The organism is Polynucleobacter sp. HIN5 (assembly GCF_030297555.1).
In the GTDB taxonomy this organism is placed as follows: Bacteria; Pseudomonadota; Gammaproteobacteria; order Burkholderiales; family Burkholderiaceae; genus Polynucleobacter.
In genome coordinates this window covers 1,045,957-1,072,208 of record NZ_AP028136.1, presented here as the reverse complement: position 1 = coordinate 1,072,208, position 26,252 = coordinate 1,045,957, and the positions used below count along the sequence as shown (strand labels likewise).

The window sequence follows — 26,252 nt, the reverse complement described above, 5'->3', positions numbered from 1 at the left end:
ACCCCCCATGTTGAATTTGACGGGCATTATTTCGACTCTGTTTAAGGTTGTTAGATGTAGTCTATATGTAGTCTATAACGCATAAACAAAAAAGGCTTACAAGCTAATGAACCTGTAAGCCTTACTGAATTTGGCTCCCCGACCTGGACTCGAACCAGGGACCTGCGGATTAACAGTCCGTCGCTCTACCGACTGAGCTATCAGGGAATAATTTGCCATTTTACAGCATTTTTTCTAGCAGATTAGTTGTCCCGAGCCCCTAGGTTCGATAGTAACCGAGGTTCTCTGATTGCATTTAGCTTTATTGGGTAATAAATGATTACCATCAAAGAATAAAGGGGATCATTTGATCCCCTTTGTGCATTAAAGGTTTTGTCTAATCCATTTGGATCTTAGCGTAGTCAATCACCTTACGCCAGCGATCAGTATCGGTCTTCATAAATTGAGCGGCACGCTGCGCATTCATGAAGGTGACAGTAGCACCTAACCGGGAGATTGCCTCAACCATTTCCTTGCGTGCCACAATTTTCTCCAAAGTGGCTTGCAGGCGTTGACTGGCGCCATCAGGGATACCCTTAGGAGCAGCAATACCAAACCATGCTGAAACCTCGAAATTAGGATATCCAGCTTCAATCATGGTTGGTACATTAGGAAGAGCGGGATTACGGGTGGCAGTAGTAACAGCTAGAGGCTTTAACTTACCACCATTAATCAGACCAAGTGCAGGTGGTAAGTTATCAAACATAAAATCCACCTCTTTTGATACTAGTCCAACATTTGCAAGCGCCGAGCCACGATAAGGAATGTGAACCACATAGATCCCCGCCTGGTTCTTTAACATCTCGGCACTGAGATGTAGTGACGTGCCGTTACCATTGGAAGCATAGTTGAGTTTTCCAGGATTTCCCTTTGCTCGTTTGACTAAATCTGCAACAGTATTAATCCCCGACTCTGGGTTGACCAATAAGACATTCGGAAGTTGTCCGAGAACCGCAATGGGTTCAATATTCGCTGGGTTATAGGGCAGAGTCTTATATAGAGCGGGACTAATGCTCAGAGGAGCAGAGGCCATTAAAAGGGTGTAGCCATCCGGACTTGCTTTGGCAACTTCGGCTGCTCCTAAATTACCACCCGCTCCTGGTTTATTTTCAATTACCACGGGTTGACCCAACTCTTTTGAGAGTTCTGGACCAATCAAACGTGCTGCATTATCAATTAAGCCGCCCGGCGGAAAGGGTACAACTAACTTAATAGCGCGATTGGGATAGTTTTGTGCATGGCTCGCAGTAAAAGGAGCAAAACTAAGTAAGAAAACAAAAAAACTAAGTAGCAAGGAGCGCATGAGTGATTCCTTAATTTAGAGAGATATGTCTTTTTATCATTAAATAAATGTACATTAGCTAGTGGTTTACCTTTATTGATTGCAATCGGTTTACCAAATTGCACCAAATGTACTTCGTAAAACTTCAATTTGTTCATCGTTAAGTGGCGCTGCCTGGCAATTTGACATCAACCAAAGCTTAGCGGTTTCCTCCAACTCCTCAAGAACAGCACTAGCCATGGAGGGTGATTGATGCCACACCACAGGGCCAAGTCGGTCAAGCAAGACACCTCGGATCGGTTTTCCTGTCTTAATAGCTTTATTAATGCATTCAATCACCATAGTAGCTACCTCGGGATCACCAGGGCGTCGATAGCTAATAAAAGGGATGTGACCAACCTTCATGACGTAATACGGAGTAATGGGGGGCAATATATCCGCCTCATTCCAGATCCCTCTGATACTCAAACTGACTAAATGGCTGGCATGAGTATGAATGACGCAAGACACTTGATTATTTGCTGAGTAAATACCACGATGCAGTAATACCGTTTTTGAGGCGGGGGATCCATTGATTTGCTCGCCACCAGAATTAATGAGTGCAAGCTCGTGGGGTATTAAATTACCAAGACAGGCATCCGTAGGGGTAATTAAAATATTTCCATCATCTAGTCGAACACTAATATTGCCTGCACTGGCATGCACGTAGCCACGCATATAAAGAGATGTGCCTATCCTACATATTTCTGCACGTGCTTGTGATTCATTCATGATGTAAGTTCGATAGGTGAGTAAATGATTTTGTAAAAAAATCGATAGAACCAAAGTTTCCAGATTTTAGGGCTAAGTGAATAGTCTCATCCTGACAGCATGGAGAGCTTGCTGACATCCATGGCACCCCCGAATCAATTTGTGGGCCGATGGTCATCTGTTTAATTCCTAATGCTTGTACAACAGCGCCTGAGGTTTCCCCACCGGCGACCACCAATTGGCGAACGCCATTTTGAACCAAGCCCTTTGCAATCTCTGCGAGTATTTTTTCAATATGCTCACTTGCCTTAATTGCTCCCAATTTTTCTTGTATTGATTTCACAATATCAGGCTGTGAAGTGGTATAAAAAAGCATTGGACCATTCTTCAGATGTTTTTCTGCTAACGCAATCGCTTGTTGTGCAATATTGACATGAGATACATCGGCAAGTGGATCGATTGCAAAAGCAGGTAACCCCCTTTGACAAAAGTCTCGGACTTGCGCATTGGAGGCCTCTGAACAGCTACCCGAGATCACGGCTTGATAGCCAGAAGCTGGAGGAAGCATGTCAGAGCTATCGTTTAAATCGAATAAACCTCGAATCTGCCAATTACTCGGTAGGCCAATTGCAAGACCTGAGCCTGCAGTAACAAGGGGCATATCCGCAGTAGCAAGAGCAATCGACTTCAAATCTTGATTACAGGTGACATCAACCACAGCAATCCCAATACCTTGATTTTGAAGCGCATGGAAACGAGCGCGAATTTCATCAGGACCAGCGCGTACATAGTCATAATTTACAAGGCCTACAACGCGTTGTGTTTGTGCTTGCATAACTCGAACTAAATTTGCGTCCGTCATCGGAGTCAGTGGGTGATTTCGCATTCCGCTTTCTGAAAGAAGTTCATTTCCAACAAAAAGATGACCATTAAATATGGTTCGTTTGGCCTCTGGGAATGCAGGACAGACAATTGTGAAGCCTTTACCTTCTCCGAAAATTTCATCCATTAGGGCTTCTGTAACTGGGCCGATATTACCCTGTGGTGTTGAATCGAAGGTTGAGCAATACCGATATTACCCTGTGGTGTTGAATCGAAGGTTGAGCAATATTTAAAATAAAATTGTTCAACACCTTGTACTTTTAACCATTCATATGCCTGTAAAGACTGTTTGATGGCCTCATGTTTAGAAATGGTTCGAGATTTGAGAGAAATGACGATCGCATCTGCATTCAGTTTTTGTGATTCTGCTGGTATACCAATTGTTTGAATGGTTCGCATTCCTGCACGAACTAAGTTATTTGCTAAATCACTTGCTCCCGTGAAATCATCTGCAATGCAACCCAGTAATGGCCGTAGATTAGGTTTGATCATTATTATTTTCTTACAGAGCAGGATACAGCTTGCGGATGTCTCATTACATATGCTCGAATTAAGTCCTCAACCGAAGAGTCTGGGTTTAATCCAAGTTGGCTAGCCCGAAGATGACTAAACTGACTTGGCCACGAACTCACAATTGCATGAACTTGAGGGTCTACCTTCCATTGGAGTAAATTTGCAACTTCTTTACCAGCCAACTCTTGCAATGCCTCTGCCATCTCACCCACGGTGGTGCTGAGTGCGGGGAGGTTAACTGCTGTGGGTGCACCCCATATCGAGGATGGAGATTCAAGTGCACAAAATAAACCCTCAAGCGTTTTATCTAGGGAGGAAAGGGCAACACGCGTTTCTGGTGGGACTGGAACTACGCTGTTCTGTCCTGCTAAAGGTTCTCTCAGCATTCCGCTTAAAAAGCTTGATGCAGCACCATTTGGTTTTCCGGGACGAATGGAAACAGTCATTAAGCGAATATTACGGCCATGAATAAAGCCTTTCCGCGAGAAGTCAGCAACTAACTGCTCAACCATAAATTTCTGAATTCCATAGCTACTTTGCGGTGTGGGCTGATCGATATCGGAGATTTTGCTTGGCAAAGAATGATCAGGAGATGCCCCATAAACTGCAACAGAACTTGGAAATACAAAAACAGGGCGTTGTGATTGATGACGAATTGCTTGCAGTAAATTTAAACTTACCAGTAAATTACTTTGTAAACCGAGGTCTAGGTTAGCCTCACATTCTGCACTGACAGCAGCAGATAAATGAATAACGGCATCAATCTTATTTAGTGGAAGGGTTTTAGAAGTAATTAACTCATTTAAGTCGCCAATAAATGGGATAACACGGCTCTCTGCAGCAAGATCATCAGGTATTTTGTGTAAATCAGTTAAAAAGAGAGTGGAGAGTGGCGCAGGGGATCTACCCTCAATCCTGATGAGAGACTTCTTTAAAAGCTCACGAGCTAGACTCGCTCCCAAGAAACCACTGCCTCCAGTAATTAGAATATGCATCTCTTATAAACTATTTTGCATCTGGTAATTTAATACCCGGAAATATTTTAATGACAGCTGCATCGTCTTCGCGACCATACCCTGCCGCAGAGGCTTGCATAAACATTTGATGGGCTGTCGCCGCCAAAGGGAGTGGAAACTTGCTTGCGCGAGCAGTATCGAGAACAAGACCTAGGTCTTTTATAAAAATATCCACTGCGGATAGAGCTGTGTAGTCTGCCTGTAAGACATGGGCCATTCGGTTTTCAAACATCCAGCTATTACCAGCACTATGCGTAATAACTTCATAAAGAGCAGCGGGATCTACTCCTTCACGAATGCCTAAGGCCATTGCTTCGGCTGCTACAGCAATATGAACGCCAGCCAATAGCTGATTGATAATTTTCACCTTACTACCAAAGCCTGCCCGATCTCCTAATTTGTAGATATTACTTGCCATAGCCTCTAAGACATTTTCTGCTTTTTGGTATGCATCAATATGACCAGAGGTCATCATTGTGATTTGGCCAGAGGCTGCTTTTGCAGCGCCGCCAGAAATAGGGGCATCTAAATACAGAAATCCTAAGTCATTTAGCCGTCTCTCAAGCGAAGCAGACCAATTAGGATCAACTGTTGAGCACATGATAAAGAGTGACTTTTGCTTCATTTCATTTATTGCGCCATGTTCACCAAACAGGATAGTTTCTGTTTGTTCCGCGTTTACAACTACGCTAATGATGATGTCAGATACTTTTGCTAGCTCAGCAGGCGTTTTATAAGCCTGTCCCCCTGCCAATGCAAAATTTTCAGCTACTTCGAATCGCACATCGCAAACATTAAGGGCATGGCCGTTACGACGTAAAGAGCTAGCCATACCTAATCCCATGGCACCAAGACCAATGAGACCTATAGATGATGAGTTTTTGGAATTAGTAGTCATGGATCCTAGCTAAAATATGAAGGGTTGAGTAAACATAAATCCCATTGTATGTCTGATACAAAGTTTATTAAATTGATCCTCTTGACGCTGTAAATTTAGGAAATCCATATACTTTTAATAGCGAAGATTTTTCCTAGGTCGTAGGTTAATTTTTTCTTTCCTAAGCCATAATAGCGAATATATTCCAAGGACATCATTTTCATGAAGCTCACTAAACCCAACCCCATCCTGATCCCCAAGGTATTGAGTATTGCGGGCTCTGATAGTGGTGGTGGCGCAGGCATCCAGGCGGATCTAAAGGTGATTACCGCCTTGGGTGGATTTGGGATGACTGCCATTACGGCGATTACCGCACAAAATACTCTGGGTGTAACCCGTATCCAAGATATTGACCTTGATGTGATTGAAGCGCAAATTGATGCAGTCGTTACGGATATTGGTGTGGATGTGGTCAAGATCGGCATGCTGGCCAGTCCCGCCATTGTAAAAACGGTGGCCGCCACACTCAAGAAACACGGTATTTGTAAAATCGTATTGGATCCGGTCTTGCGGGCTACCTCTGGAGCCAGTTTGGGTGGTGACGACACAGCGCGCACCATGGTGACCGAGCTCTTTCCACTTGCCACCATCATTACCCCCAATTTACATGAAGCTTCGATCTTATTGGGACGTCCGATTGTGGCGGTTGATCAATTCAAGACAGCTGCTGAAGAACTATTAGCCCTTGGCCCACGCGCGGTCTTGATCAAAGGTGGACACCTGGAAGGTGAGCCCAATGAGCTAGTCGACTATTTAATCTGGCATGATCGCAAAGACGATGTACCAGTGGTGTTTCATAAAGAGTTTAAGCATCCACGCATACCGACGGTGAACACCCATGGCACAGGCTGCTCACTCTCAAGTGCTATTGCAACCTACTTGGCTGACAAGCATGATCTCAGTCACTCGGTAGCGAAAGCAATCTCATTTGTGAGTGCAGCAATTGAAGCAGGGCAGCGTTTAGAAATTGGTAAGGGTCCCGGGCCGCTGTGGCATATGCATGACTTCTATCCCACCCAACTACCTGACCAACAATAGCTTGCTTAGTTAGTTTTCATGAGCTCTTGTAAGCGCTTGACCGCCGCTTTGGGGTCATCGCTGGCCACAATCGCACGCACGACTGCAACTGAGCCGACACCACTTTGTGCCACCGCATGAATACTTCCCTCATCAATGCCACCAATCGCGACGAGTGGATAGTGCTGCATCAGCTTGGCATAGGCGTATAAGCGTCCTAAGCCTTGAGGTGCAGTGGGCATCTTCTTCAGATTGGTCGGGAACACCGCACCCATGGCAATGTAACTTGGGCAATAGCGATCCGCAATCACCAGCTCAGCGTAGCCATGGGTACTCAGCCCCAAACGCAGTCCAGCTTCACGAATCGCATCCAAATTGGCGCTTACTAAATCCTCCTGACCCAAGTGCACTCCATAGGCGCCAGCTGCAATCGCTTCTTCCCAATGGTCATTGATAAACAAGAGGGTCTTGCTACCTTTAACTGCCGCAACCGCCTCACGGATTTGTGTGCGTATTTGGGTTACATCATCGGATTTAAATCGCAACTGTGCGGTAGGGAGCTCAGCATCGACCATGCGCTTAATCCAATCGGCATCGGGGAACACTCCGTAAAGACCCAAGCGCTTGGGACACTCTTTAAAGGCTTTTGGATTCGAATTGCGCGAGTAGGGCAACATCTCAAAATACTCTGGGCGTGAGGGCCAGAGCTTGGGATTAAAGTCACCCACGTCTTTGATCATACGTGACCAGGCTTTGCCTAAAACGCGCGCATCACTCTCAATAAAGCCCATCTCAATCGCCGCAATCGTGCCAGCAAGTTCGTATTGATCTTGACTGGTCTCGGTCTTAATCGTGGGCGGTGGTTGATCTGGACTAAAGCTTGGCAGAGGCAGGCACAAATCATCATGGCAATGCGCCGTCACAATTTGCTTCGCCATCTCCCGAATATGACTCACACTATCTTCCTATTCGTGATGCCAAAAAGGGGTTCCCACTAATGGGGTACTCGCTTGCGCTGAAGCTTGTGGTTGCATCGCTCCCGATAAGAATGCCTGCCGACCGGCATGAACTGCGCCCGCGAACGCGCAAGCCATGGTAACAGGATCCTGAGCGAGTGCCACTGCGGTGTTGAGGAGCACACCATCAAAGCCCCATTCCATCACGGTACAAGCATGGGATGGCAAGCCTAAGCCCGCATCTACCAGCAAGGGAACCGACAATCGCTCACGCAGTAAGCGCATGGCGTAGGGATTGAGTGGCCCTTGACCAGTACCAATCGGTGCCGCCCAGGGCATGACGGCTTGGCAACCAACATCAACCAAGCGCTGACACAAAATGAGATCCTCGGTGCAATAGGGTAGAACCTTAAACCCATCTTTGATGAGATGCTCGGCAGTTTGTACCAGACGCAAGGTATCGGGTTGCAGAGTGTAATCATCCCCAATCAGCTCTAACTTGATCCAATTGGTCTCAAATACCTCGCGTGCCATCTGCGCGGTGGTAATCACCTCTTGTGGGCTGTGGCAACCAGCGCTATTGGGTAATACCGGTACTGCCATTTTCTTGAGGAGCTCCCAAAAGCCACTGTGTGCTTCGGTTGCAGCGGAGCCCTGACGGCGTAAGCTCGCTGTAATCATCGCTGGGCGAGCGCGTTGCACGGCGGTCTCCAGCACCTGAGGCGAGGGATAGCGTGAGGTACCCAAGAGTAAGCGACTGGCAAACGACTCACCATACAGAATGAGGGGATCGTTGAGGTGGGTAGGTAATGGAGCGGTCATGAGGTGTAAATAAATAGTTTAACCACCGGTCACCGGTGAAATAATTTCAATGGAGTCGTTATCATGCAAAACATACTCCGCATGCTGTGATTTGGGAACGAACTGCAAATTAACCGCCACGGCATACGGCGGTTTGGCATCGAGTACTGTTAAGAGATCGCTCACCTTGCTCGCAGGGGGAAGCTCACGGATCTGTTGGTTGACGAGCACGCGCATCATACGAGGGATCCACTCAAGCTAGCTTGCTGGATCTGCAAATCAAAGCGTTTCGCAAGCATTTGGGATTCGCCCTGTAGTACTTGCAGTGCCGCATCCATCATGGCTGGCGCAATTAAATAACCATGGCGATAGAGCCCATTGATTTGCATGAGCCCAGGCTCAGGTATGCAAATCTCCGGCAAATTATTTTTGAGGGTGGGCCTGCATTGCGTCGCCGCTTCCACAATCCGTGCCTCGGCAAAGCCCGAGTGCACCGAGTAAGCGGCTGAGAGCAACTCCATGGAGGAGCGTACACTCACGGGCGAGAGATCATCGGACTCGATCTCAGAAGCCCCAATCACATACAGATCGTTCTCTTTGGGGGCAATATAGATGGGATAGCGGGGATGGATTAAGCGCGTAGGGCGCTTGAGCTTGACCTCGGGCGCATACACCCGAATCACCTCCCCTCGAACCCCACGCAGGGGATTGCGAGTATCGGCCCAACTGGCTCTGGCCCCCAAGCCACGGCAATCAATCACCCAATCAAAGCCACGGCTACGTAGGTCATGGGGCTCCACCGCCTGATGCCAATGCATCAGCACCTGCGCTTTGGTTAAGAACTCCAATAGAGCGCTTAAGAGTTGGCGATTATCGAGCTGGCCCTCGCGAGGCAAAAAGAGACCTTGGGTAAAGCGTTCCGCCACGGCAGGCTCAAGCTCGGTGAGTGCCTTGCTATCGAGATGCCAGGGAGTGGCTAGCGCTGGGTTCATGCGCACATTGCGCTCAAGATGCTCCGCAAAGCGCTGGGCCTCGGGTGCATCAAGGCGATGCCACAAAACCAGGGTGCCGTCTTGCTGAAAGTAGGTCTGTTGAGATACTTGCGTATTCAGTTCAGTAATGAGCTGCTTCCAACGATCAAGACCGTATAAGCCCATGCGCACCACGGGTGCTTCGGTAATCGCGGATTCGGCAAGAGGCGCTAGCATCGACGCGGCAACCCGTGCTGCCGAGTGCTCCGCATCGGGGCCGCTCCGTTCGAACAGTTCAACGCGTGCACCAGATTTGGTGAGGGCATACGCCATCATCCGACCCATGAGGCCGGCACCGACGATGGCATACGACATGCTCATTTCAAGACCTACTGATAGATCGCGCTGCCGCGTTTGCGGAACTCGATCGATTTCTCTTCCATGCCCTTGGCAGGGTCAACACCTTCTTTGAGGCTCGCGGCGTAATCACGCACATCTTGAGTGATCTTCATCGAGCAGAACTTGGGGCCACACATTGAGCAGAAGTGTGCAATCTTCGCACCTTCAGCAGGGAGGGTGGCATCATGGTACTCACGCGCCCGCTCGGGATCCAAGCCTAGATTGAACTGATCTTCCCAGCGGAACTCAAAACGTGCTTTGGAGAGCGCGTTATCGCGCAATTGCGCACCCGGAAAGCCCTTCGCAAGGTCAGCGCCATGGGCAGCGATCTTGTAGGTGATGATGCCCTCGCGCACGTCCTCTTTATCAGGTAGACCTAAATGCTCTTTGGGGGTTACATAGCAGAGCATTGCGGTACCGTACCAACCAATTTGCGCTGCACCCACACCACTGGTGATGTGATCGTAACCAGGCGCAATATCGGTGATCAAGGGTCCTAGGGTGTAGAAGGGGGCCTCTAAGCAATGCTTGAGTTCTTCGGTCATGTTCTCTTCAATGCGTTGCATGGGAACGTGACCAGGACCCTCAATCATCACTTGCACATCGTGCTTCCACGCTTTGGCAGTAAGTTCACCCAAGGTATGCAACTCACCAAACTGAGCGGCGTCATTGGAGTCCGCGATGCAACCTGGACGTAAACCATCGCCAAGACTAAAGGACACGTCATAGGCTTTCATGATCTCGCAGATCTCATCAAAGTGGGTGTAGAGGAAGTTCTCTTTGTGATGCGCTAAGCACCACTTGGCCATGATGGAGCCACCGCGTGAGACGATGCCGGTAATCCGATCAGCAGTGAGTGGCACATAACGCAACAATACGCCCGCATGGATCGTGAAGTAATCCACACCTTGCTCGGCTTGCTCTACCAGGGTGTCACGGAACATTTCCCAGGTGAGGTCTTCGGCAATGCCGCCGGTCTTATCGAGGGCCTGATAAATCGGCACCGTACCAATTGGTACTGGCGAGTTCCGAATAATCCACTCACGCGTTTCATGAATATGCTTGCCGGTGGAGAGATCCATGATGGTGTCGGCACCCCAACGGATCGCCCAGACCATTTTCTCAACCTCTTCATTGATCGAGGAGGTCACTGCGGAGTTACCTAGATTGCCATTGATCTTCACACGGAAGTTACGGCCAATGATCATGGGCTCCAACTCTGGGTGATTAATATTGGCGGGGATAATGGCACGACCTGCAGCAATCTCCGAGCGCACAAACTCCGGAGTAATCACATCCGGAATATTCGCACCAAAGGATTTGCCAGGATGCTGCTTGAGGATCTGTTGATAGCGAGGATCTTGACGAAGTTTCTCAAGGCCCATGGACTCGCGTAGAGCGACATACTCCATTTCAGGGGTGATGATGCCTTTGCGGGCGTAATGCATTTGACTCACGTTTGCACCCGACTTGGCAACCCGTGGTGCGGCAATGTGCGAGAAGCGTAAATGGGCGGTGGCTGGATCATGCGCACGGGCCACACCGTATTCGGACGAGGGGCCAGCAAGTTGCTCGGTATCACCACGCTCACTAATCCATTGGCCTCTTAATTTAGGTAGACCCTTTTCTAAATTGATCACGATATCGGGATCGCTGTAGGGGCCTGAGGTGTCATACACCGGAATGGGCGGATTAGCAGATTCAGTCTCACCCGTTTTAGTCGGCAACTGTTCGATCACCCGAATCGGTGCCTTCACATCAGGACGCGATCCTTGCAAATAGGTTTTGGTGGAAGCCGGATAGGCAAACTTTTGCCCAAAGTCTCGCTCCAAACTCTTCAGACTGGGGATTTCTGGTTTGGCCTTCTTTTGATTCTCGGTGCTAACGCTCATGTCCATCTCCTCGCAATATTCATAGAGTGGACGAAACCGGGTGCCGGTTTGATGGAACTCCCCACGCCAGCATTACCTGGATCGGGTTCGAGGGTCTTTCTCAGCACCACCGCAGTGGGGGCACCCCTGTTTCATCCTTGTGACCCTATTTAACCACGAATCCCCCAAGCCCATCCTTGAGCTTCATCAAGCCATCCGGTTGCGGCGCAATATCAAGTCGGCGGTTACCAAGGCGGCATCGGTCGTGAACTCATCGGCCAGGATGCGGGCGGCAGCCTCCGCGAGATCTAGTTGGATAAAGCCACTAACCTCACCATCGTGATTCATGGGAACTAATTGCGAAGGCAAGACAAGATCAAAGATGAAGAGGCTTTCATGGTGGATCCCATGCGGTGGGTGAGGGCGGCTAATGAGTAGCTTGCCTGCTGGAGTAATGGCACTGGCGATCGGCTCGGGAATACCTGCTTCTTCCCAGAGCTCCCGAATGGCGCAATGCACCACGGTCTCCGAGGCGCTAATACCGCCAGCGGCGAGGTTATCAAGCTTGCCGGGATCAATTTGCTTACTCTCGCTGCGTCTCCCCACCCACAGTTGGCCATTGGCAGCAACGCCATTGATGTGCGCCGCTTGACTTTGCACCCCAAGACTACGAAACGCCGCGCGCTCGACCCGAAAGTACTCATGACCATCAGCACCATAGAATGCAAACTCCTCATTACGCCACGCGGGGATCAATCCAGCGTCACGCATCCTCATCGCCAAGACGCGCAAACTGGCACTGAGGTGGGCAGGAGGAACTGCTGCTAAAGACAAACCACGCGCACTCACATTCAGATGGGCAATCGGGTCGTTTTGTAAACTCTCGATCACGAAGGGGGTAAATTCAGGGACGAGATGACCGACGGTGCGATCACCCAACAGAATCGGTAAGCACGCGTGGGGCAAATGGCAACTCGCGTTTTGCAACATCTCTTCGAGAGCGGCGAGTGTGCTTACAGGGATTGTTGACATGAGTCAAGTTTAAGCCAACTTATTTACTAAGAAATAATGTTGGGTAACGCATGCTCAAATTTTGAGCATGCTAGCTCACTCGTTTAAAAATCAGCACTTAGGAAAATTTTTATCATCTTGTCCACACACGCTGTGGATAACTTCATCACTAATCGATCGCGCATGAATTCAAAGACGTAACAATTGCGTGACACATTGGGATTGAATCAGCTCAGTAGTTTTCCTAATTCAACAATCAATGCGTTATGACTAAATTTGGTCCCCCTGCCAGGAGTCGAACCTGGATCTATCGCTTAGGAGGCGATTGCACTATCCATTGTGCTACAGCGGGAGGGGATTACCAGCCACACAGGGCCCATGCTTGCTCAGCTAAACCAATCACAACCTCTGGAATGAAGTAGAGCGCAAAGACCAGCATTAGAAGGATCACAACAACTGCGTAGAGAGCAATCTTCTTTCTAGTCAGAGTTGAAGTCATTGATGCGGATTGGCTCATGAATGCATTCTACCGAAAGCAGGTGGTCATCGCCACAGAATCACTACGTCCTCATGCGCTTGCCGGGCGCTGCAAGGGTTCCTCGCGGATCGGTAAATTAATCAGACCGGCAAAGACCCCGAGGGCCATGGCAATGCCCCATACGATCTGATAAGAGCCGGTGAGATCGTAGAGGTAGCCACCAAAGTAGGCACCACAAAAGCTCCCTAATTGATGGGAGAAGAACACCACCCCCGAGAGCATGGTGAGGTACTTGACCCCAAAAATCTGAGCGACGATCGCATTCGTCAGTGGAATGGTGGAGAGCCAAAGTACCCCCATCACGGCAGCAAATACATAGGTGCTCATCGAGGAGAGGGGTAACAATAAAAAGAGGGCAATCGCTAGCGAGCGTGTGAAGTAAATGCCTGAGAGTAAAAACCGCTTAGGGAAGCGTGCACCCAAGACCCCAGCGTAGTAGGTACCAATCACATTAAATAGTCCAATCAAGGCCAAGGCAGTGGTGGCAACCGTTGCACCGTTGATGCCCGGATAGATCGCCGACATATCCTTGAGATAGGGCGCGAGGTGAACCGAAATAAAGATCACCTGAAAGCCGCACACAAAGTAACCCATCATCAAGAAACGAAAGTTGCGATTACCAATCGCTTCGTTAAGAGCCTGTCGGATGGTTTGATCACCCGCTTGATTGGGCGCAAAACCGGTCTCGCGTAAGAAAAACGCAATCGGGATCATGAGTGAAGCCATGAGTCCTAAATAAATGAGTGCTTCGCTGGCTCCAAAGTTGCTAATCAAGCCTTGCTCAAGCGGCATCATCAAAAACTGACCAAAGGAGCCGGCCGCTGCAGTAACCCCCATCGCCCAGACGCGTTTCTGGGGTGATACATTACGACCAATAATGCCGTACACCACGCTGTAGGTCGTCGCCGCTAGACCAATACCAATTGATAGGCCACCTGCCAAATGAAACAGCAAAGGATCATTAGTGAGCGCCATACCAATCAGACCCACGGCATATAAGAATCCACCCAGAATCATGATCTTGAACGGACCATAGCGATCGGCAAGCGCACCAGCGACGGGTTGAGCAAATCCCCAAATCAAATTTTGTAGGGCAATCGCTAATGCGAAGGTCTCACGCCCCCAACCGTTGGCGGAGGTGATGGGCATATTAAAGAGACCAAAGCCATGACGAATCCCCATGGAAAGGGTCACCATCAAACTGCCAAAGATCAGCACTTGAAGCATCGATAGGCTGGGCGCGCGTTGGGTCACACAATGCCTTTCTGGTGCAGCTCGCTAATTTGTGAAGCACTCATACCCAGTTCGTGCAAGACCTCATCGGTGTGTTGTCCCAACAGTGGGGGTGGCATGCGTATTTCTGCAGGAGTTTTAGATAGACGCATTGGGCTGGCGACCAATTTCATGGTGCCGGCGGTTGGATGGGGCACGCGCATCTCAATCCCACGCGAGATCACTTGCTCGTTCTCAAACACCTCTTGCAAGTTATTAATGGGCCCACATGGCACACCTGCCGTCTCCAATAAAGAAATCCACTGCGCCTTGGTCTTCTCCTTCACCATCTCGGCTAACAGTGGGATTAATGCAGCGCGGTGCTCAATGCGCGCGGGGTTGCTTGCAAAGCGCGGATCGTCAGCAAGAGCCTCGCGGTTACCAACTTTCACGAAGTTACGAAACTGACTATCGTTACCGACTGCCACAATGATCCAACTGTCTGAGGTCTGAAAGGTTTGATACGGCACCACATTAGGGTGAGCATTGCCCCAGCGATGCGGCGAGACTCCGCTGCATAAATAATTACTGGAGATATTGGCAAGCATCGCTACTTGAGTATCGAGGAGAGCCATATCAATGTATTGACCTTCACCGCTGCGATCACGATGAATCACCGCCGCAAGAATCGCGGAGCTGGCATACATCCCTGTAAATAAATCCACAATCGCAACCCCAGCCTTTTGAGGGCCGCCACCCGGTAAATGATCCGCTTCACCGGTAATGCTCATGAAGCCACCCATGCCTTGCAAGATAAAGTCATAGCCAGGGCGATGTTGATAAGGGCCAGTTTGACCAAAGCCGGTGATCGAGCAATAAATGAGATTGGGCTTGATCGCACATAATGATGGATAGTCAAGACCGTACTTCGCTAACTGTCCCACTTTGTAGTTCTCAATCACCACATCGGAGGTCTTGACCAGATCGCGCACAATCGCTTGACCCTCGGGGGTGCTGATATCGAGCGTGATGGATTTCTTATTACGATTAATCGAGATGTAATACGCTGACTCGGTGGTGTCTTGACCATTGGGGTCTTTAGCAAAGGGAGGGCCCCAATGGCGGGTATCGTCACCTGCGCCCGGGCGCTCCACTTTAATCACCTGAGCACCCAAATCAGCTAAGTTCTGAGCACACCACGGACCCGCTAATACCCGGCTCAGATCTAATACTCGAATATGACTTAATGCTCCCATGGGCTTATTTTCCCACGCTTTTGTCACACGCCTTTGGGATATGACTACAATTTCTGCGCATGGCGACTCGTAAACCATCCCAATACAGCGAATCCTCGATCAAAGTCTTAAAAGGCTTGGAGCCGGTGCGTCAGCGCCCGGGCATGTATACCCGTACCGATAATCCTCTGCATATTATTCAGGAGGTCTTAGATAACGCCTCTGACGAAGCACTTGGTGGTTACGGTAAAGAAGTGGTGGTGACCTTACACACCGATGGCAGTGTGAGCGTGGAGGATGATGGCCGCGGCATTCCCGTGGGGATGCACCCTCAAGAGAAAAAACCCGTCGTTGAAATCGTGTTTACCCAATTGCATGCCGGTGGTAAGTTTGAAAAGGGCAGTGGTGGTGCGTATGCATTCTCTGGCGGCTTGCATGGGGTTGGTGTGTCGGTTACGAACGCACTCGCTAAACGCCTAGAGGTCACAGTGTGGCGTGAGCAACAGGTCTCGAACATCACCTTTGCCGATGGTGATGTGATCGAGAAACTCAAATCCAAAGCGGCTACCAAAAGCGATAAAGCGCATGGCACCAAAGTGCGTGTCTGGCCCAATCCCAAGTACTTTGATAGCGCCACCATCCCCATGGCCGACCTCGAACGTCTCTTGCGCTCCAAGGCAGTGCTCTTGCCGGGCGTCAAGGTCACGCTCGTACATGAGAAAAACGGTCAAAGCCAATCCTGGCTCTACACCCAAGGACTAAAAGGTTACCTCGATGAAGCCTTGGCACAAGGTGGCCATAGTGCCCCAGTGATTCCTGCGTTTGAGGGCGAGCATTACGCCAGCGGCACAGGGGATGAAGAAGCCTTTGCCGAAGGTGAGGGCGCCGCTTGGGTGGTGAGTTGGACCGAAGAGGGTGCGCCGGTGCGTGAGAGTTACGTGAACCTTATCCCCACTCCAGCGGGCGGTACGCATGAGAGCGGTTTGCGCGAAGGACTCTTTAATGCGGTCAAAAGTTTTGTCGAGATCCACGCTTTACAACCCAAGGGTGTGAAGCTCATGCCGGAAGATGTCTTTGCTCGGGCCTCATTCATATTGTCTGCCAAAGTGTTAGATCCCCAGTTCCAGGGACAGATCAAAGAGCGCCTGAACTCCCGCGATGCCGTGCGCTTGGTCTCTGGCTTTGTGAAGTCAGCACTTGAGCTCTGGCTCAACCAACATGTTGATTACGGCAAAGCACTTGCAGAGCTCGTCATTAAGCAAGCGCAAGCGCGCACCCGCGCTGGGCAAAAGGTGGAAAAGAAAAAATCTTCGGGTGTCGCGGTACTGCCTGGCAAGCTCACCGACTGTGAGAGCGAAGACATTCTTTTAAATGAGATCTTCTTGGTGGAGGGCGACTCCGCCGGTGGTTCCGCCAAGATGGGTCGTAATAAAGAGTACCAAGCGATTTTGCCCTTACGCGGTAAGGTGTTAAATACCTGGGAGACCGAGCGTGATCGGCTCTTTGCGAACAATGAAGTGCACGATATTGCAGTAGCGATTGGGGTTGATCCCCACGGGCCCGGTGATGAGCCCAACTTGGGCAACTTACGCTACGGCAAGATTTGCATACTGTCCGATGCCGATGTGGATGGCTCGCATATTCAGGTGCTGCTGCTCACACTTTTTTATAAACACTTCCCACGCTTGGTCGAGAACGGTCATGTCTACATTGCGCGACCACCACTGTATCGCGTGGACGCACCTGCGCGTGGTAAGAAGCCCGCACAGAAGATCTACGCACTTGATGAGGGCGAACTAACTGCCATTGAAGATAAGCTGCGCAAAGACGGTGTGCGCGAGGGCGCCTGGCAAATCTCGCGCTTTAAGGGCTTAGGTGAGATGAGTGCTGAGCAACTGTGGGATACCACCTTGAATCCAGATACTCGTCGTCTCTTGCCGGTGACCTTGGGCGAGATGAGTGAGAGCGAGACCATTAAGACCATGGACATGTTGATGGGCAAAGCAGAATCTGGCGCACGCCGCGATTGGTTAGAAGAGCGCGGTAATGAAGTAGAAGCCGACATTTAGGACACAGCATGGCGACTAAAAATAAGAAAGCAATTCCTGAGCAGGGGGATCTCTTTACTCAAGAGCGGCCCAAAGCAAATCCCGCTAACCCTGAGGAGTTCTTATCCTTAGGCATCTACGCTGAGCGTGCGTACCTTGATTACGCGATTAGTGTGGTCAAAGGGCGCGCATTACCCGAAGTTGCTGATGGCCAAAAGCCCGTGCAACGTCGCATTCTGTTTGCCATGAACGAGATGGGCTTGCGTGCTGATGCGAAGCCAGTTAAGAGTGCGCGCGTGGTTGGTGATGTCTTAGGTAAGTTCCATCCACACGGCGATCAATCGGCCTACGATGCCCTGGTGCGCTTGGCACAGGATTTCTCGTTACGCTATCCACTCATTGATGGTCAAGGCAACTTCGGCTCGCGCGATGGTGATGGGGCTGCGGCGATGCGTTATACCGAAGCACGCTTGACTAAGATTGCGAGCCTGCTGCTATCTGAGATTGATGAGGGTACGATCGATTTTGTGCCCAACTACGATGGTTCGTTTAAAGAGCCGAAATTACTCCCAGCACGTCTGCCATTTGTTTTACTCAATGGCGCCTCCGGCATTGCCGTGGGTATGGCGACCGAAATTCCATCGCATAACTTGCGCGAGGTGGCAAGCGCCGCCGTGGCTTTGATGAAGTCCCCTAAAACCAGTTTGGACGATTTGCTCAAGCACATCCCAGGTCCGGATTTTCCAGGGGGTGGCCAAATCATCTCGCCGGCCAGTGAGATCGCCCAGATCTATGAGGGTGGGCGTGGTTCGGTCAAGGTGCGCGCCCGCTGGACCATTGAGGAGCTTGCCCGTGGGCAATGGCAGGTGGTGGTTAATGAGTTACCACCCGCGACCTCGGCACAACGGGTCCTGCAAGAGATTGAGGAGCTCACTAATCCCAAGGTGAAGCTGGGTAAGAAGTCGCTCACCACTGAGCAAAACAATCTCAAGCAAACGATTCTGAACGTCTTGGATGGTGTGCGCGATGAGTCGAGTCGTGAGTCCCCGGTACGTTTGGTATTCGAGCCTAAGAGCAAGAATGTGGAGCCGAGTGAGTTCATCACCTTACTACTTGCGCATACCTCGCTCGAGTCGAATGCCTCGATTAATTTAGTGATGATCGGCAATGACGGCCGTCCCCGTCAAAAAGGATTAAAAGAGATCCTCACCGAGTGGATTGAGTTTCGAGTCGAGACCGTCACTCGTCGTACCCAGCATCGTTTGGGCAAGGTCAAGGACCGGATGCATATCTTGGAAGGGCGCAAGATCGTCTTTCTGAACATTGATAAGGTCATTAAGCTGATTCGCAATAGCGATGAGCCAAAACCCGATCTGATGAAGGCGTTCAAGCTCACCGAGCGTCAAGCAGAAGACATCTTAGAGATTCGTTTGCGCCAGTTAGCGCGCCTGGAGGGGATCAAGATTGAGCAGGAGCTCAAAGAGCTCAAAGGGCAAAAGGCAGAACTTGATGAGTTACTCAGTAACGAGTCGGCATTGCGTAAACACATCATCAAAGAAATTGAGAGTGATGCCAAAGAGTTTGGTGATGCGCGTCGTACCCTCATGAAAGAAGATGAGCGTGCAGTGGCCGAGGTGAGGGTGATTGATGAGCCGGTGACTGTGATCGTATCCCAAAAGGGATGGGTGCGAGTTCGTCAGGGCCATGAGCACGATCCCCAACAGTTCACTTTCAAAGCGGGCGATGCTCTCTACGATACCTTCGAGTGCCGCACTGTCGATCAAATGTTGGGCTTTGGTAGTGACGGTCGGGTCTATACGGTCGCTGTGAGTGAGTTACCCGGTGCACGAGGCGATGGCTCACCACTCACAAGCTACGTCAATCTCGCGCCAGGCTCGCAAATGGTCGCCTACTATGCGGGTCACGCCGATGATCTGGTCCTCATCTCCACCAAAGGTGGTAATGGGTTCTTAGCGAATGTCGCAGACATGATCACTCGCAATAAAGCGGGTAAATCGTTTGTGGGTCTGGATAAGAAGACGCCCGGTGATGCACCTCTTGGTGCTGCCAAGGTAAACGAGGGGATGCGTCAAGTCGCTTGCTTATCCGAGAACGGCCGACTCTTGGTATTCCCACTCGATGAGCTCAAGCGTCTACCAACTGGTGGTAAAGGTGTGATCCTGATGGGACTTGATCCTAAAGAATTCATGCGTTCAGCAATTGCTGTGGGCGCCGATGGTGCGAGTTATTCTGGACTTGGTCGCGGTGGCAAACTAACCGATACGCATCTGGATGCCAAAACGCTGAAGGGCTTTGCAGGCAACCGCGCACGTAAGGGCCACCTCGTTGAACCCCGACTCAAAGAAGCAAGACTCAAAGCAATCTAAACATACCCAATATGGGTAGGGTCATACCCAAATTGGGTATTGATCAAACGTAGGCCAACCAACGCCCCATCCCAATGACACTCGCCCAACCGGTGAGTGATAGAAGGGCTTGTAATTTACTGATTCCATTTGTTACTGTGCGCATACGCAGAATCATGGCATTGGCGAGTAATAGGAAGATAAGGCACATCTTGAGGATAAATAAGCGTGAGCTAATGAGCTCAGAGGCTTGCGCAATAAACATCAGCGACCCAGTGAGAACCGCTAGACCAAAGCCGATAAATGCAACCAAGACGCCCAAGCGAGATAGGTCCGACAGATTGAGTTTGTTGCCAAACCCTAAGACCCGTAAATCCATGATGACCACGCTTCCAAAGAGCATGCCAATGCCCCAGATGTGCATGGTCTCAACCGTAGGGTAGAGCCAAGTCGAGTGCTTCATGGCCTGAGCTAGCCATAAGCCCTCCAAGGCCATGACGGGACTACTCATTAGCGCAGTTCAATGGTTTTAGAGCCAGCAGTGATGCGCTCGGCACGCAGTTCATCGGGTTGGGTGCGATTGATATAGCCCTCCACCGTGATTTGCGAACCATTAGCAATATCACTTTTACTCAAGCCCCGATTTTCCATCCGAAAGGGTGGGGCCAGCACGATGGTCCACGACTTGCCATCGGCATTTAACTTAATGACTCCATGCGGATGCTCATAGCCGCTTTGAGTAATCGTGCCGGTGAGCTTCACGGTCTTGGTTTGATCATATTCAGACCAACCGTGATGGGCATGAGCAAGACCAAGATTGAATAATAAGCAGCTCAGAATGATTCGTTTAATGATTGGGATCATATGCACCTCGTTCGGATAATTGATTTTATGGTGAGATGGCACGCATCACAATGATTGATAGCGCTTGGCGGCCTTTAGAAGCTCCTCGGCAACACGTTTACGCAAACTGGCAGGCGCCAGCACCTCAACACCATCCCCATGCTTCATGATCTCCATGATGAGTTCCGGATCTTGGTTGTAATCAAACTCAAGGAGGTAATTGCCTTCTTTATCGAAGCTACTTACTTGCTGGCCATGCCAGGTCTCCGCAGCAACCCAGCGGGCTTTCTCTGGGGTAAAGCGTAATTTGGCGCGTTGCGTGGCCTTACCAGAGAAGATGCCATAACTCTCTGCAAAGTTTTCATGTAATTCTTTTTCGGGAACCTCAATTGCCTTTTCATCTAATACATGGGCTGCCTGAATTCCATCCATGGCAAAACTTCGTAGACCTTTGCGTAGATGGCAATACGCATCGAGGTACCAGTTATCCCGATAGAAAATTAAGCGCTGTGGTGATACATCACGCTCGGTTGATTCATCCTTACCCTTGGAGTAATAGGACAGGTGTAAGCGCTGGCGCTTTAGGAGTGAGATACCGACCTCTTCAAAGTTCTCGAGCACATTCTTGCGGGCTGACACACCAAAGACCTTAATGCGTTTACGTAACTCTTTTGCAGAGATCTCGGATTGTCCTAAGATGCCATCAATGATATTTATTAGCGGTGCAATATGGGGGCTCAGTAAGCCATTGGTATCTAGATTGGATAATAGGTGTTGCATCAGAACGAGGGCAGTCGCCTCCTTTTCAGAGAACCACAAGCCGGGTAACTCAAACTTATCACCAGCATTGGGCTTATCAAAGCGATAGCCACCCATAGCGCGGTTGTAGACAATTGGCGCGTTCATGCGATCACGCAGATAGTCAAGATCGCGTTTGAAGGTTGCGCGCGAGATTTCTAAGCCACTCAAGAAATCCTCAATCGGCACGCAACCCCGACTCTGGATCATGTACTTAATCTTGTGCAAGCGCTCCATATCGCTCATGAGCAATCTTTCATAACTAAATAGGCATTAGCATGGGCCATAAAAGGCTCACTATATGAGCCAGTTTAAGGTAAGTCAATGACGCCATATACGAGCCCCAGGTGCTAATCACTTCAGTTAGCATTGGGGTATGAGAATCTTCAAACTCCTGATCGTGTGCCTCATGCTTCTGCCAAGCTTGGCCCTGGCGCTGACGGTTGGCCAAACCATTGAGTTAGGGCCAATGCAAACACTCAATAGCGTGCCGTATGCCATACCGGCCAACAACACCAAGAACACCTTAATCCAGGTATGGGCCACCTGGTGCCCATTTTGTAAGAAGCAAAATGCTTACCTTGAGAAACTCTATAAAGAGTTACCACCCAACTCACTGAACGTCATTACCATCTCCATTGATAAGAACCCATTACTTGCCAAGCAATACATGGAGAACAATAAGTACACATTCCCAGCAGCGATGATGACTCCGGAACTGCAAAAATCAATGGGCAAGGTGAAGGGCATACCCATCCTCATTATTCTGGACAAGAACAACAAAATTATTTACCGGGAAATCGGCGAGATATTTCCTGAGGAGTATGCAGACCTTAAGCGCTTTGCGAAAGTTCAGTAAATAATCAAGTAATACCTACTTACTACTTCCATTGTGATTACAAACATTTAGCCCCAACCTTCTTCACAAACCATATACATGCTAATAATCTAGTAATTATTAAATCCAAAAGGTTAGGCATTCAGAATGGTGTTTTTAATCGAACTTACTCACAATCGAGCCAAAATATTCCGTATTGAGTTTGGCTCTCGCTTGCTCATGGCAATCACAATCCTAGGAATTACCTATTTGACCTTCAAAAGTTTACTTGGGGTATTTCTCGGATTATTTAGCAAATAGCTAAACGATCGATTCATTTGCATCACTAGGAAATAAGGACGAGCCCGACCCTCGGCACTGATAGTATTTGGGTATGGCTGCTTCGTTCCCGACCTGACCAGGTTGCCAAGCCACCATGCGAGGAGGCCCGTCCATTCTTATTGTAGCCTTGTTAGAATTGAGTCCATGACTGCACTTGCACTGGCTCGTAAATGGCGCCCTAAAACCTTCACTGAACTGGTGGGTCAGGATCACGTAGTGAAAGCCTTAACCCATGCCTTAGATCAAGGCCGCTTACACCACGCATGGTTATTCACGGGCACCCGTGGAGTCGGTAAGACCACCATCTCTCGCATCATGGCCAAAGCCCTCAATTGCACCGGAGTAGATGGCAAAGGGCAAATGACCTCAGAACCTTGTGGCCAATGCCAAGCCTGCACCGAGATTGATGCCGGACGTTTTGTTGATTACATTGAGATGGATGCGGCGAGTAATCGTGGTGTGGATGAGATGGTCTCATTATTAGAGAAAGCCGCTTATGCACCCAGCAGTGCTCGCTTTAAGGTCTATATGATCGACGAGGTGCATATGCTCTCTACGCATGCCTTTAATGCCATGCTCAAGACCTTGGAAGAGCCACCGCCGCATGTGAAGTTCATCTTGGCGACCACCGATCCCCAAAAGGTACCGGTCACCGTACTCTCTCGCTGCTTGCAGTTCAATCTTAAGCAAATGCCAGTCCCTTTGATCGTAGAGCACTTGCAGCAGATTCTGGGTTCGGAGTCAGTGACTGCTGAACCGAATGCCTTGCGTGTGATTGCAAAAGCCGCCCAGGGATCCATGCGCGATGCACTATCGCTTACCGACCAAGCAATTGCCTATGCAGCAGGACCGGTCACAGAGGCCGCGGTCCGCACCATGTTGGGCACGATTGACGAGACCTATCTCATCAAGATCTTAGATGCTCTACAGAATAAACATGGCAAAACTCTAAACGACATTGCGGAAGAGATGGGTCTGCGCAGTATGTCCTTCTCCTTAGCGCTCCAAGATCTCGCCAGTCTCTTACACAAAATAGCCACAGCCCAGATCGTGCCTGACTCCGTATTGGAGGATTGGCCAGAGGCAAATGAGATTCGTAGGCTTACGAAGGCGTTTACTCCCGAAGAGACCCAACTCTTTTATCAGATCGCTATTACCAGTCGTGCTGATTTGTCATTGGCCCCCGATGAGCAAGCTGGATTTGCAATGGCGCTTCTACGAATGTTAGCCTTCAAACCCGGTGGCAGTGGTAGCACTTCAGTAACAGCGAACAGCATACCCAAGCCTGCTACGCAAGCAACTCCTAAATCAGCCGCTCCTGTAAACAAGTCAGTAGAAGCAAAGCCGGTTGCAAAGACTGTTGCGAGTACTGTTACAAATACTGCACCCGAAACCGCCACCCATACGCCGAACCTCAATAGTGAGATCAAACCCGATTGGCATGCGATGGTACGTAATTTGCCATTGCGAGGACTCTTGCAACAACTGGCTCACCAAACCGAACTGGTGGAGTGGCGCGACACCCCAACGACACTCTTTATTACTCTGACGACCGCAATGCCTCAGCTGGCGACGGATGATGCGCTCGCCCGTTTTGGGGAGACCCTCCGGGCGCAGTACGGTAAACCCGTGAAGCTGCAATTGGGTGAGGGTAAGGCTAATCACACGATTGCTAAAGTAGATGCCCAAATTTACGAAGAGAAAAAACTCAATGCCGAAGAGCAACTTGCTGAAGACCCATTCCTAAAAGAGCTGGAGCGTGAGTTCGGAGCCAAAGTGGTCTCAGGCTCAGTTCGTCCCATTAATTAATTTCAATAGCGGAGAAGCACACCATGATGAAAGGTCAAATTGCGGGTTTAATGAAGCAAGCCCAGCAAATGCAAGAGAAGATGAAGCGCGCCCAAGAGGAGCTCAATGCCTTGGAACTCACGGGCCAAGCCGCTGGCGGCATGGTGAAGGTCACGATTAGCGGCAAGTATGAGATGAAGCGGGTGCAAATTGATCCGGCAGCAATGGATGATCGCGAGATGCTCGAAGATCTGGTGGTCACTGCCTATACCGATGCATTCAAGCAGGCTGAAGCCGCTAGCCAAGCCCTCATGTCGGGCGCAACTGCTGGGATGCCCATGCCCCCCGGATTTAAGTTACCGTTTTAAAGTCTGATGAGCCGGACCAAAGCACCAAACGAGCCTCAAGACGCACTTAGTCGTTTGGTGGAGGCCCTGAGGGTCTTGCCAGGCGTTGGCCCCAAATCAGCGCAACGTATGGCGTATTACTTATTGCAACATGATCGCAATGGCGCCGCGGTTCTAGCTCAGTCATTGGGTGAGGCAGTCGAGTCCATCGGCCATTGCCAGCGTTGTAATACCTTTACTGAACTCGAGCTTTGTACGACCTGCAGCGATTCACGTCGCGATCCCGCCTTACTGTGCGTGGTGGAGACCCCGGCCGATCAAGTGATGGTTGAGCAAACCATGAGCTTTAAGGGTCAGTACTTCGTGCTGATGGGGCGTATCTCACCACTGGATGGCATGGGCCCCAATGAGATTCATTTTGATCGCCTCCTTGATCGGATCGAGAAACCGGAGTTTGGTGGACCCGTGCGTGAAGTGGTCCTTGCTACCAACTTCACGAGCGAGGGTGAGGCCACCGCCCATTACATTGGCGAGGTCTTAAAGATCAAAGGCATTAAAGCAACCCGCATTGCCCGCGGCATTCCGGTGGGTGGCGAGTTGGAGTATGTGGATGCTGGCACCTTGGCTCGCGCCTTACTCGATCGCCGCTCCATCAGCTAAATCCATTAACGAAAGCATTTATGAGTAAAGTCCCACACATCTTAGTGAGTAATGACGATGGCTATTTAGCCCCCGGCTTACTCGCTTTGGTCAATGCCTTACGTCCCTTAGGCAAGTTAACGATTGTGGCGCCCGAGCAAAACCACAGTGGCGCATCGAACTCGCTGACACTCTCACGACCCTTGAGTATTCATCGGGTCGCCGGTGGTGAGCGCGATGGATTTCTGTTTGTGAACGGCACGCCCACCGACTGTGTACACATGGCCATGACCGGATTTTTGGAGAGTAAACCCGATCTGGTGGTCTCCGGAATTAATCAAGGCGAGAACATGGGAGAAGATGTCCTCTACTCAGGCACCGTCGCCGCTGCAATTGAAGGCGTGATGTTTGGGGTACCGGGTATTGCATTCTCACAAGTAGATCGCGGCTGGGCTCAAATTGAGGATGCTGCAAAGGCGGCGCGCGACATCGTGACCCAGGCTCTGCAAGAGCCGATGGAGCGAGTCGATGGCATCGCCACCTTACTAAATGTCAATATTCCCAATGGCCATTATGAGCAACTCAAACGCTGGCGGGTGACGCGCTTAGGAACACGCCATCACTCGCAACCCGTGATCGTGCAACAAAATCCTCGTGGTGAAAACATTTATTGGATTGGTCCCGCAGGCGAAGCACGTGATATCTCTCCAGGGACGGATTTTCATGCGATTAATGAGGGATGCATCTCAATTACGCCGATGCAACTCGATCTCACACACCATGCGCGTCAAGCCAGTATGCGCGCATCCGGTTGGGACCGCGAATGAAAGCAGC

At 50.0% G+C, this 26,252-nt stretch carries 24 protein-coding genes, 2 tRNA genes, 1 other RNA gene, 1 pseudogene and 1 riboswitch; of the genes and pseudogenes, 8 read left to right on the top strand and 20 right to left on the bottom strand.

Annotated features, from left to right (window positions below; translation table 11 throughout):
• Positions 1-131: 131 nt before the first annotated feature.
• From QUE61_RS05660 to ltnD, 6 genes and pseudogenes are all read right to left on the bottom strand, one after another.
• Positions 132-207 (bottom strand) — tRNA-Asn (locus QUE61_RS05660).
• 169 nt (positions 208-376) lie between these two features.
• Complete coding sequence (locus QUE61_RS05655) at positions 377-1,342, bottom strand: Bug family tripartite tricarboxylate transporter substrate binding protein (RefSeq protein WP_286306290.1); 966 nt, start codon at positions 1,340-1,342, stop codon at positions 377-379.
• Positions 1,343-1,432: 90 nt separating this feature from the next.
• Positions 1,433-2,092 (bottom strand): class II aldolase/adducin family protein, encoded by a 660-nt coding sequence (locus QUE61_RS05650; RefSeq protein WP_286306289.1) that lies wholly within the window; start codon positions 2,090-2,092, stop codon positions 1,433-1,435.
• Positions 2,085-3,445 (bottom strand): annotated as a pseudogene (gene otnK / locus QUE61_RS05645) (3-oxo-tetronate kinase). Before otnK ends, QUE61_RS05650 begins: the two are co-directional and overlap by 8 nt.
• A 2-nt stretch (positions 3,446-3,447) precedes the next feature.
• Positions 3,448-4,461 carry a D-erythronate dehydrogenase gene (gene denD, locus QUE61_RS05640; protein WP_286306288.1) on the bottom strand — a complete coding sequence of 338 codons (1,014 nt, stop codon included), beginning with the start codon at positions 4,459-4,461 and terminating at the stop codon, positions 3,448-3,450.
• A gap of 10 nt (positions 4,462-4,471) precedes the next feature.
• On the bottom strand, positions 4,472-5,380 hold the full coding sequence (gene ltnD, locus QUE61_RS05635; protein WP_286306287.1) for an L-threonate dehydrogenase: 909 nt from the start codon (positions 5,378-5,380) through the stop codon (positions 4,472-4,474).
• 201 nt (positions 5,381-5,581) lie between these two features.
• On the opposite strand from ltnD, the gene thiD reads away from it, so the two are divergent.
• Positions 5,582-6,457 (top strand): bifunctional hydroxymethylpyrimidine kinase/phosphomethylpyrimidine kinase, encoded by an 876-nt coding sequence (gene thiD, locus QUE61_RS05630; protein ID WP_286306286.1) that lies wholly within the window; start codon positions 5,582-5,584, stop codon positions 6,455-6,457.
• A 5-nt stretch (positions 6,458-6,462) separates the two neighbouring features.
• Here the strand turns inward: thiD and QUE61_RS05625 are convergent, their stop codons facing one another.
• The 10 genes from QUE61_RS05625 to QUE61_RS05580 all read right to left on the bottom strand — a co-directional run bounded on the left by QUE61_RS05625 (position 6,463) and on the right by QUE61_RS05580 (position 15,451).
• On the bottom strand, positions 6,463-7,374 hold the full coding sequence (locus tag QUE61_RS05625) for a thiamine phosphate synthase (RefSeq protein WP_458574732.1): 912 nt from the start codon (positions 7,372-7,374) through the stop codon (positions 6,463-6,465).
• Positions 7,375-7,401: 27 nt separating this feature from the next.
• Complete coding sequence (locus QUE61_RS05620) at positions 7,402-8,214, bottom strand: thiazole synthase (RefSeq protein WP_286306283.1); 813 nt, start codon at positions 8,212-8,214, stop codon at positions 7,402-7,404.
• Between the two features lie 18 nt (positions 8,215-8,232).
• A complete protein-coding gene (thiS, locus tag QUE61_RS05615; protein ID WP_353506484.1) occupies positions 8,233-8,433 on the bottom strand; it encodes a sulfur carrier protein ThiS in 201 nt (66 codons plus the stop codon).
• On the bottom strand, positions 8,430-9,545 hold the full coding sequence (locus QUE61_RS05610; RefSeq protein WP_286306282.1) for an FAD-dependent oxidoreductase: 1,116 nt from the start codon (positions 9,543-9,545) through the stop codon (positions 8,430-8,432). The genes thiS and QUE61_RS05610 overlap by 4 nt, the downstream gene beginning before the upstream one ends.
• A gap of 8 nt (positions 9,546-9,553) precedes the next feature.
• Positions 9,554-11,455: a phosphomethylpyrimidine synthase ThiC gene (thiC, locus tag QUE61_RS05605; protein ID WP_286306281.1), complete on the bottom strand. Its 1,902-nt coding sequence runs from the start codon at positions 11,453-11,455 to the stop codon at positions 9,554-9,556.
• A gap of 41 nt (positions 11,456-11,496) precedes the next feature.
• A riboswitch (TPP riboswitch) is annotated at positions 11,497-11,593 on the bottom strand.
• A 48-nt stretch (positions 11,594-11,641) separates the two neighbouring features.
• The gene (locus QUE61_RS05600; RefSeq protein WP_286306280.1) at positions 11,642-12,466 is read right to left on the bottom strand and encodes an NUDIX hydrolase; all 825 of its coding nucleotides are present in this window, start codon (positions 12,464-12,466) and stop codon (positions 11,642-11,644) included.
• Positions 12,467-12,722: 256 nt separating this feature from the next.
• Positions 12,723-12,797 (bottom strand) — tRNA-Arg (locus QUE61_RS05595).
• A gap of 6 nt (positions 12,798-12,803) precedes the next feature.
• Positions 12,804-12,962 carry a hypothetical protein gene (locus QUE61_RS05590; protein WP_286223082.1) on the bottom strand — a complete coding sequence of 53 codons (159 nt, stop codon included), beginning with the start codon at positions 12,960-12,962 and terminating at the stop codon, positions 12,804-12,806.
• A gap of 51 nt (positions 12,963-13,013) precedes the next feature.
• The gene (locus QUE61_RS05585) at positions 13,014-14,237 is read right to left on the bottom strand and encodes an MFS transporter (protein ID WP_458574707.1); all 1,224 of its coding nucleotides are present in this window, start codon (positions 14,235-14,237) and stop codon (positions 13,014-13,016) included.
• Positions 14,234-15,451 (bottom strand): CaiB/BaiF CoA transferase family protein, encoded by a 1,218-nt coding sequence (locus QUE61_RS05580; RefSeq protein WP_286308304.1) that lies wholly within the window; start codon positions 15,449-15,451, stop codon positions 14,234-14,236. The genes QUE61_RS05585 and QUE61_RS05580 overlap by 4 nt, the downstream gene beginning before the upstream one ends.
• Before the next feature lie 59 nt (positions 15,452-15,510).
• On the opposite strand from QUE61_RS05580, the gene QUE61_RS05575 reads away from it, so the two are divergent.
• Both QUE61_RS05575 and parC read left to right on the top strand, forming a co-directional pair.
• Positions 15,511-17,499, top strand: coding sequence for a DNA topoisomerase IV subunit B (locus QUE61_RS05575; RefSeq protein ID WP_286306279.1), 1,989 nt, complete (start codon positions 15,511-15,513; stop codon positions 17,497-17,499).
• A gap of 8 nt (positions 17,500-17,507) precedes the next feature.
• Positions 17,508-19,865, top strand: a complete 2,358-nt coding sequence (gene parC / locus QUE61_RS05570) for a DNA topoisomerase IV subunit A (protein WP_286306278.1) — start codon at positions 17,508-17,510, stop codon at positions 19,863-19,865.
• 43 nt (positions 19,866-19,908) lie between these two features.
• Here parC and QUE61_RS05565 read toward each other — a convergent pair whose 3' ends face one another.
• Genes QUE61_RS05565 through QUE61_RS05555 form a run of 3 tightly spaced genes read right to left on the bottom strand, consistent with a single transcriptional unit; the run spans position 19,909 to position 21,731 of the window.
• A complete protein-coding gene (locus QUE61_RS05565) occupies positions 19,909-20,355 on the bottom strand; it encodes a hypothetical protein (protein ID WP_286224889.1) in 447 nt (148 codons plus the stop codon).
• Entirely contained in the window at positions 20,355-20,708 is a 354-nt protein-coding gene (locus QUE61_RS05560; RefSeq protein WP_286306277.1) for a DUF6152 family protein, read from the bottom strand. Before QUE61_RS05560 ends, QUE61_RS05565 begins: the two co-directional genes overlap by 1 nt.
• Before the next feature lie 45 nt (positions 20,709-20,753).
• Complete coding sequence (locus tag QUE61_RS05555) at positions 20,754-21,731, bottom strand: helix-turn-helix transcriptional regulator (protein WP_286224887.1); 978 nt, start codon at positions 21,729-21,731, stop codon at positions 20,754-20,756.
• A 130-nt stretch (positions 21,732-21,861) separates the two neighbouring features.
• Between QUE61_RS05555 and QUE61_RS05550 the strand changes: the two genes are divergently transcribed.
• A complete protein-coding gene (locus QUE61_RS05550) occupies positions 21,862-22,344 on the top strand; it encodes a TlpA family protein disulfide reductase (protein WP_286306276.1) in 483 nt (160 codons plus the stop codon).
• A 313-nt stretch (positions 22,345-22,657) separates the two neighbouring features.
• Here the strand turns inward: QUE61_RS05550 and ffs are convergent.
• An RNA gene (ffs, locus tag QUE61_RS05545) (signal recognition particle sRNA small type) lies at positions 22,658-22,755 on the bottom strand.
• A gap of 33 nt (positions 22,756-22,788) precedes the next feature.
• Here ffs and dnaX point away from each other — a divergent pair.
• From dnaX to surE, 4 genes are read left to right on the top strand one after another with little or no spacing between them, the layout of a single operon-like run.
• Positions 22,789-24,453, top strand: coding sequence for a DNA polymerase III subunit gamma/tau (gene dnaX, locus QUE61_RS05540; protein WP_286306275.1), 1,665 nt, complete (start codon positions 22,789-22,791; stop codon positions 24,451-24,453).
• A gap of 23 nt (positions 24,454-24,476) precedes the next feature.
• The gene (locus QUE61_RS05535) at positions 24,477-24,800 is read left to right on the top strand and encodes a YbaB/EbfC family nucleoid-associated protein (protein ID WP_286224883.1); all 324 of its coding nucleotides are present in this window, start codon (positions 24,477-24,479) and stop codon (positions 24,798-24,800) included.
• A 6-nt stretch (positions 24,801-24,806) separates the two neighbouring features.
• The gene (gene recR, locus QUE61_RS05530; RefSeq protein ID WP_286223071.1) at positions 24,807-25,439 is read left to right on the top strand and encodes a recombination mediator RecR; all 633 of its coding nucleotides are present in this window, start codon (positions 24,807-24,809) and stop codon (positions 25,437-25,439) included.
• A gap of 20 nt (positions 25,440-25,459) precedes the next feature.
• On the top strand, positions 25,460-26,245 hold the full coding sequence (gene surE, locus QUE61_RS05525) for a 5'/3'-nucleotidase SurE (protein ID WP_286306274.1): 786 nt from the start codon (positions 25,460-25,462) through the stop codon (positions 26,243-26,245).
• Positions 26,246-26,252 lie beyond the last annotated feature (7 nt).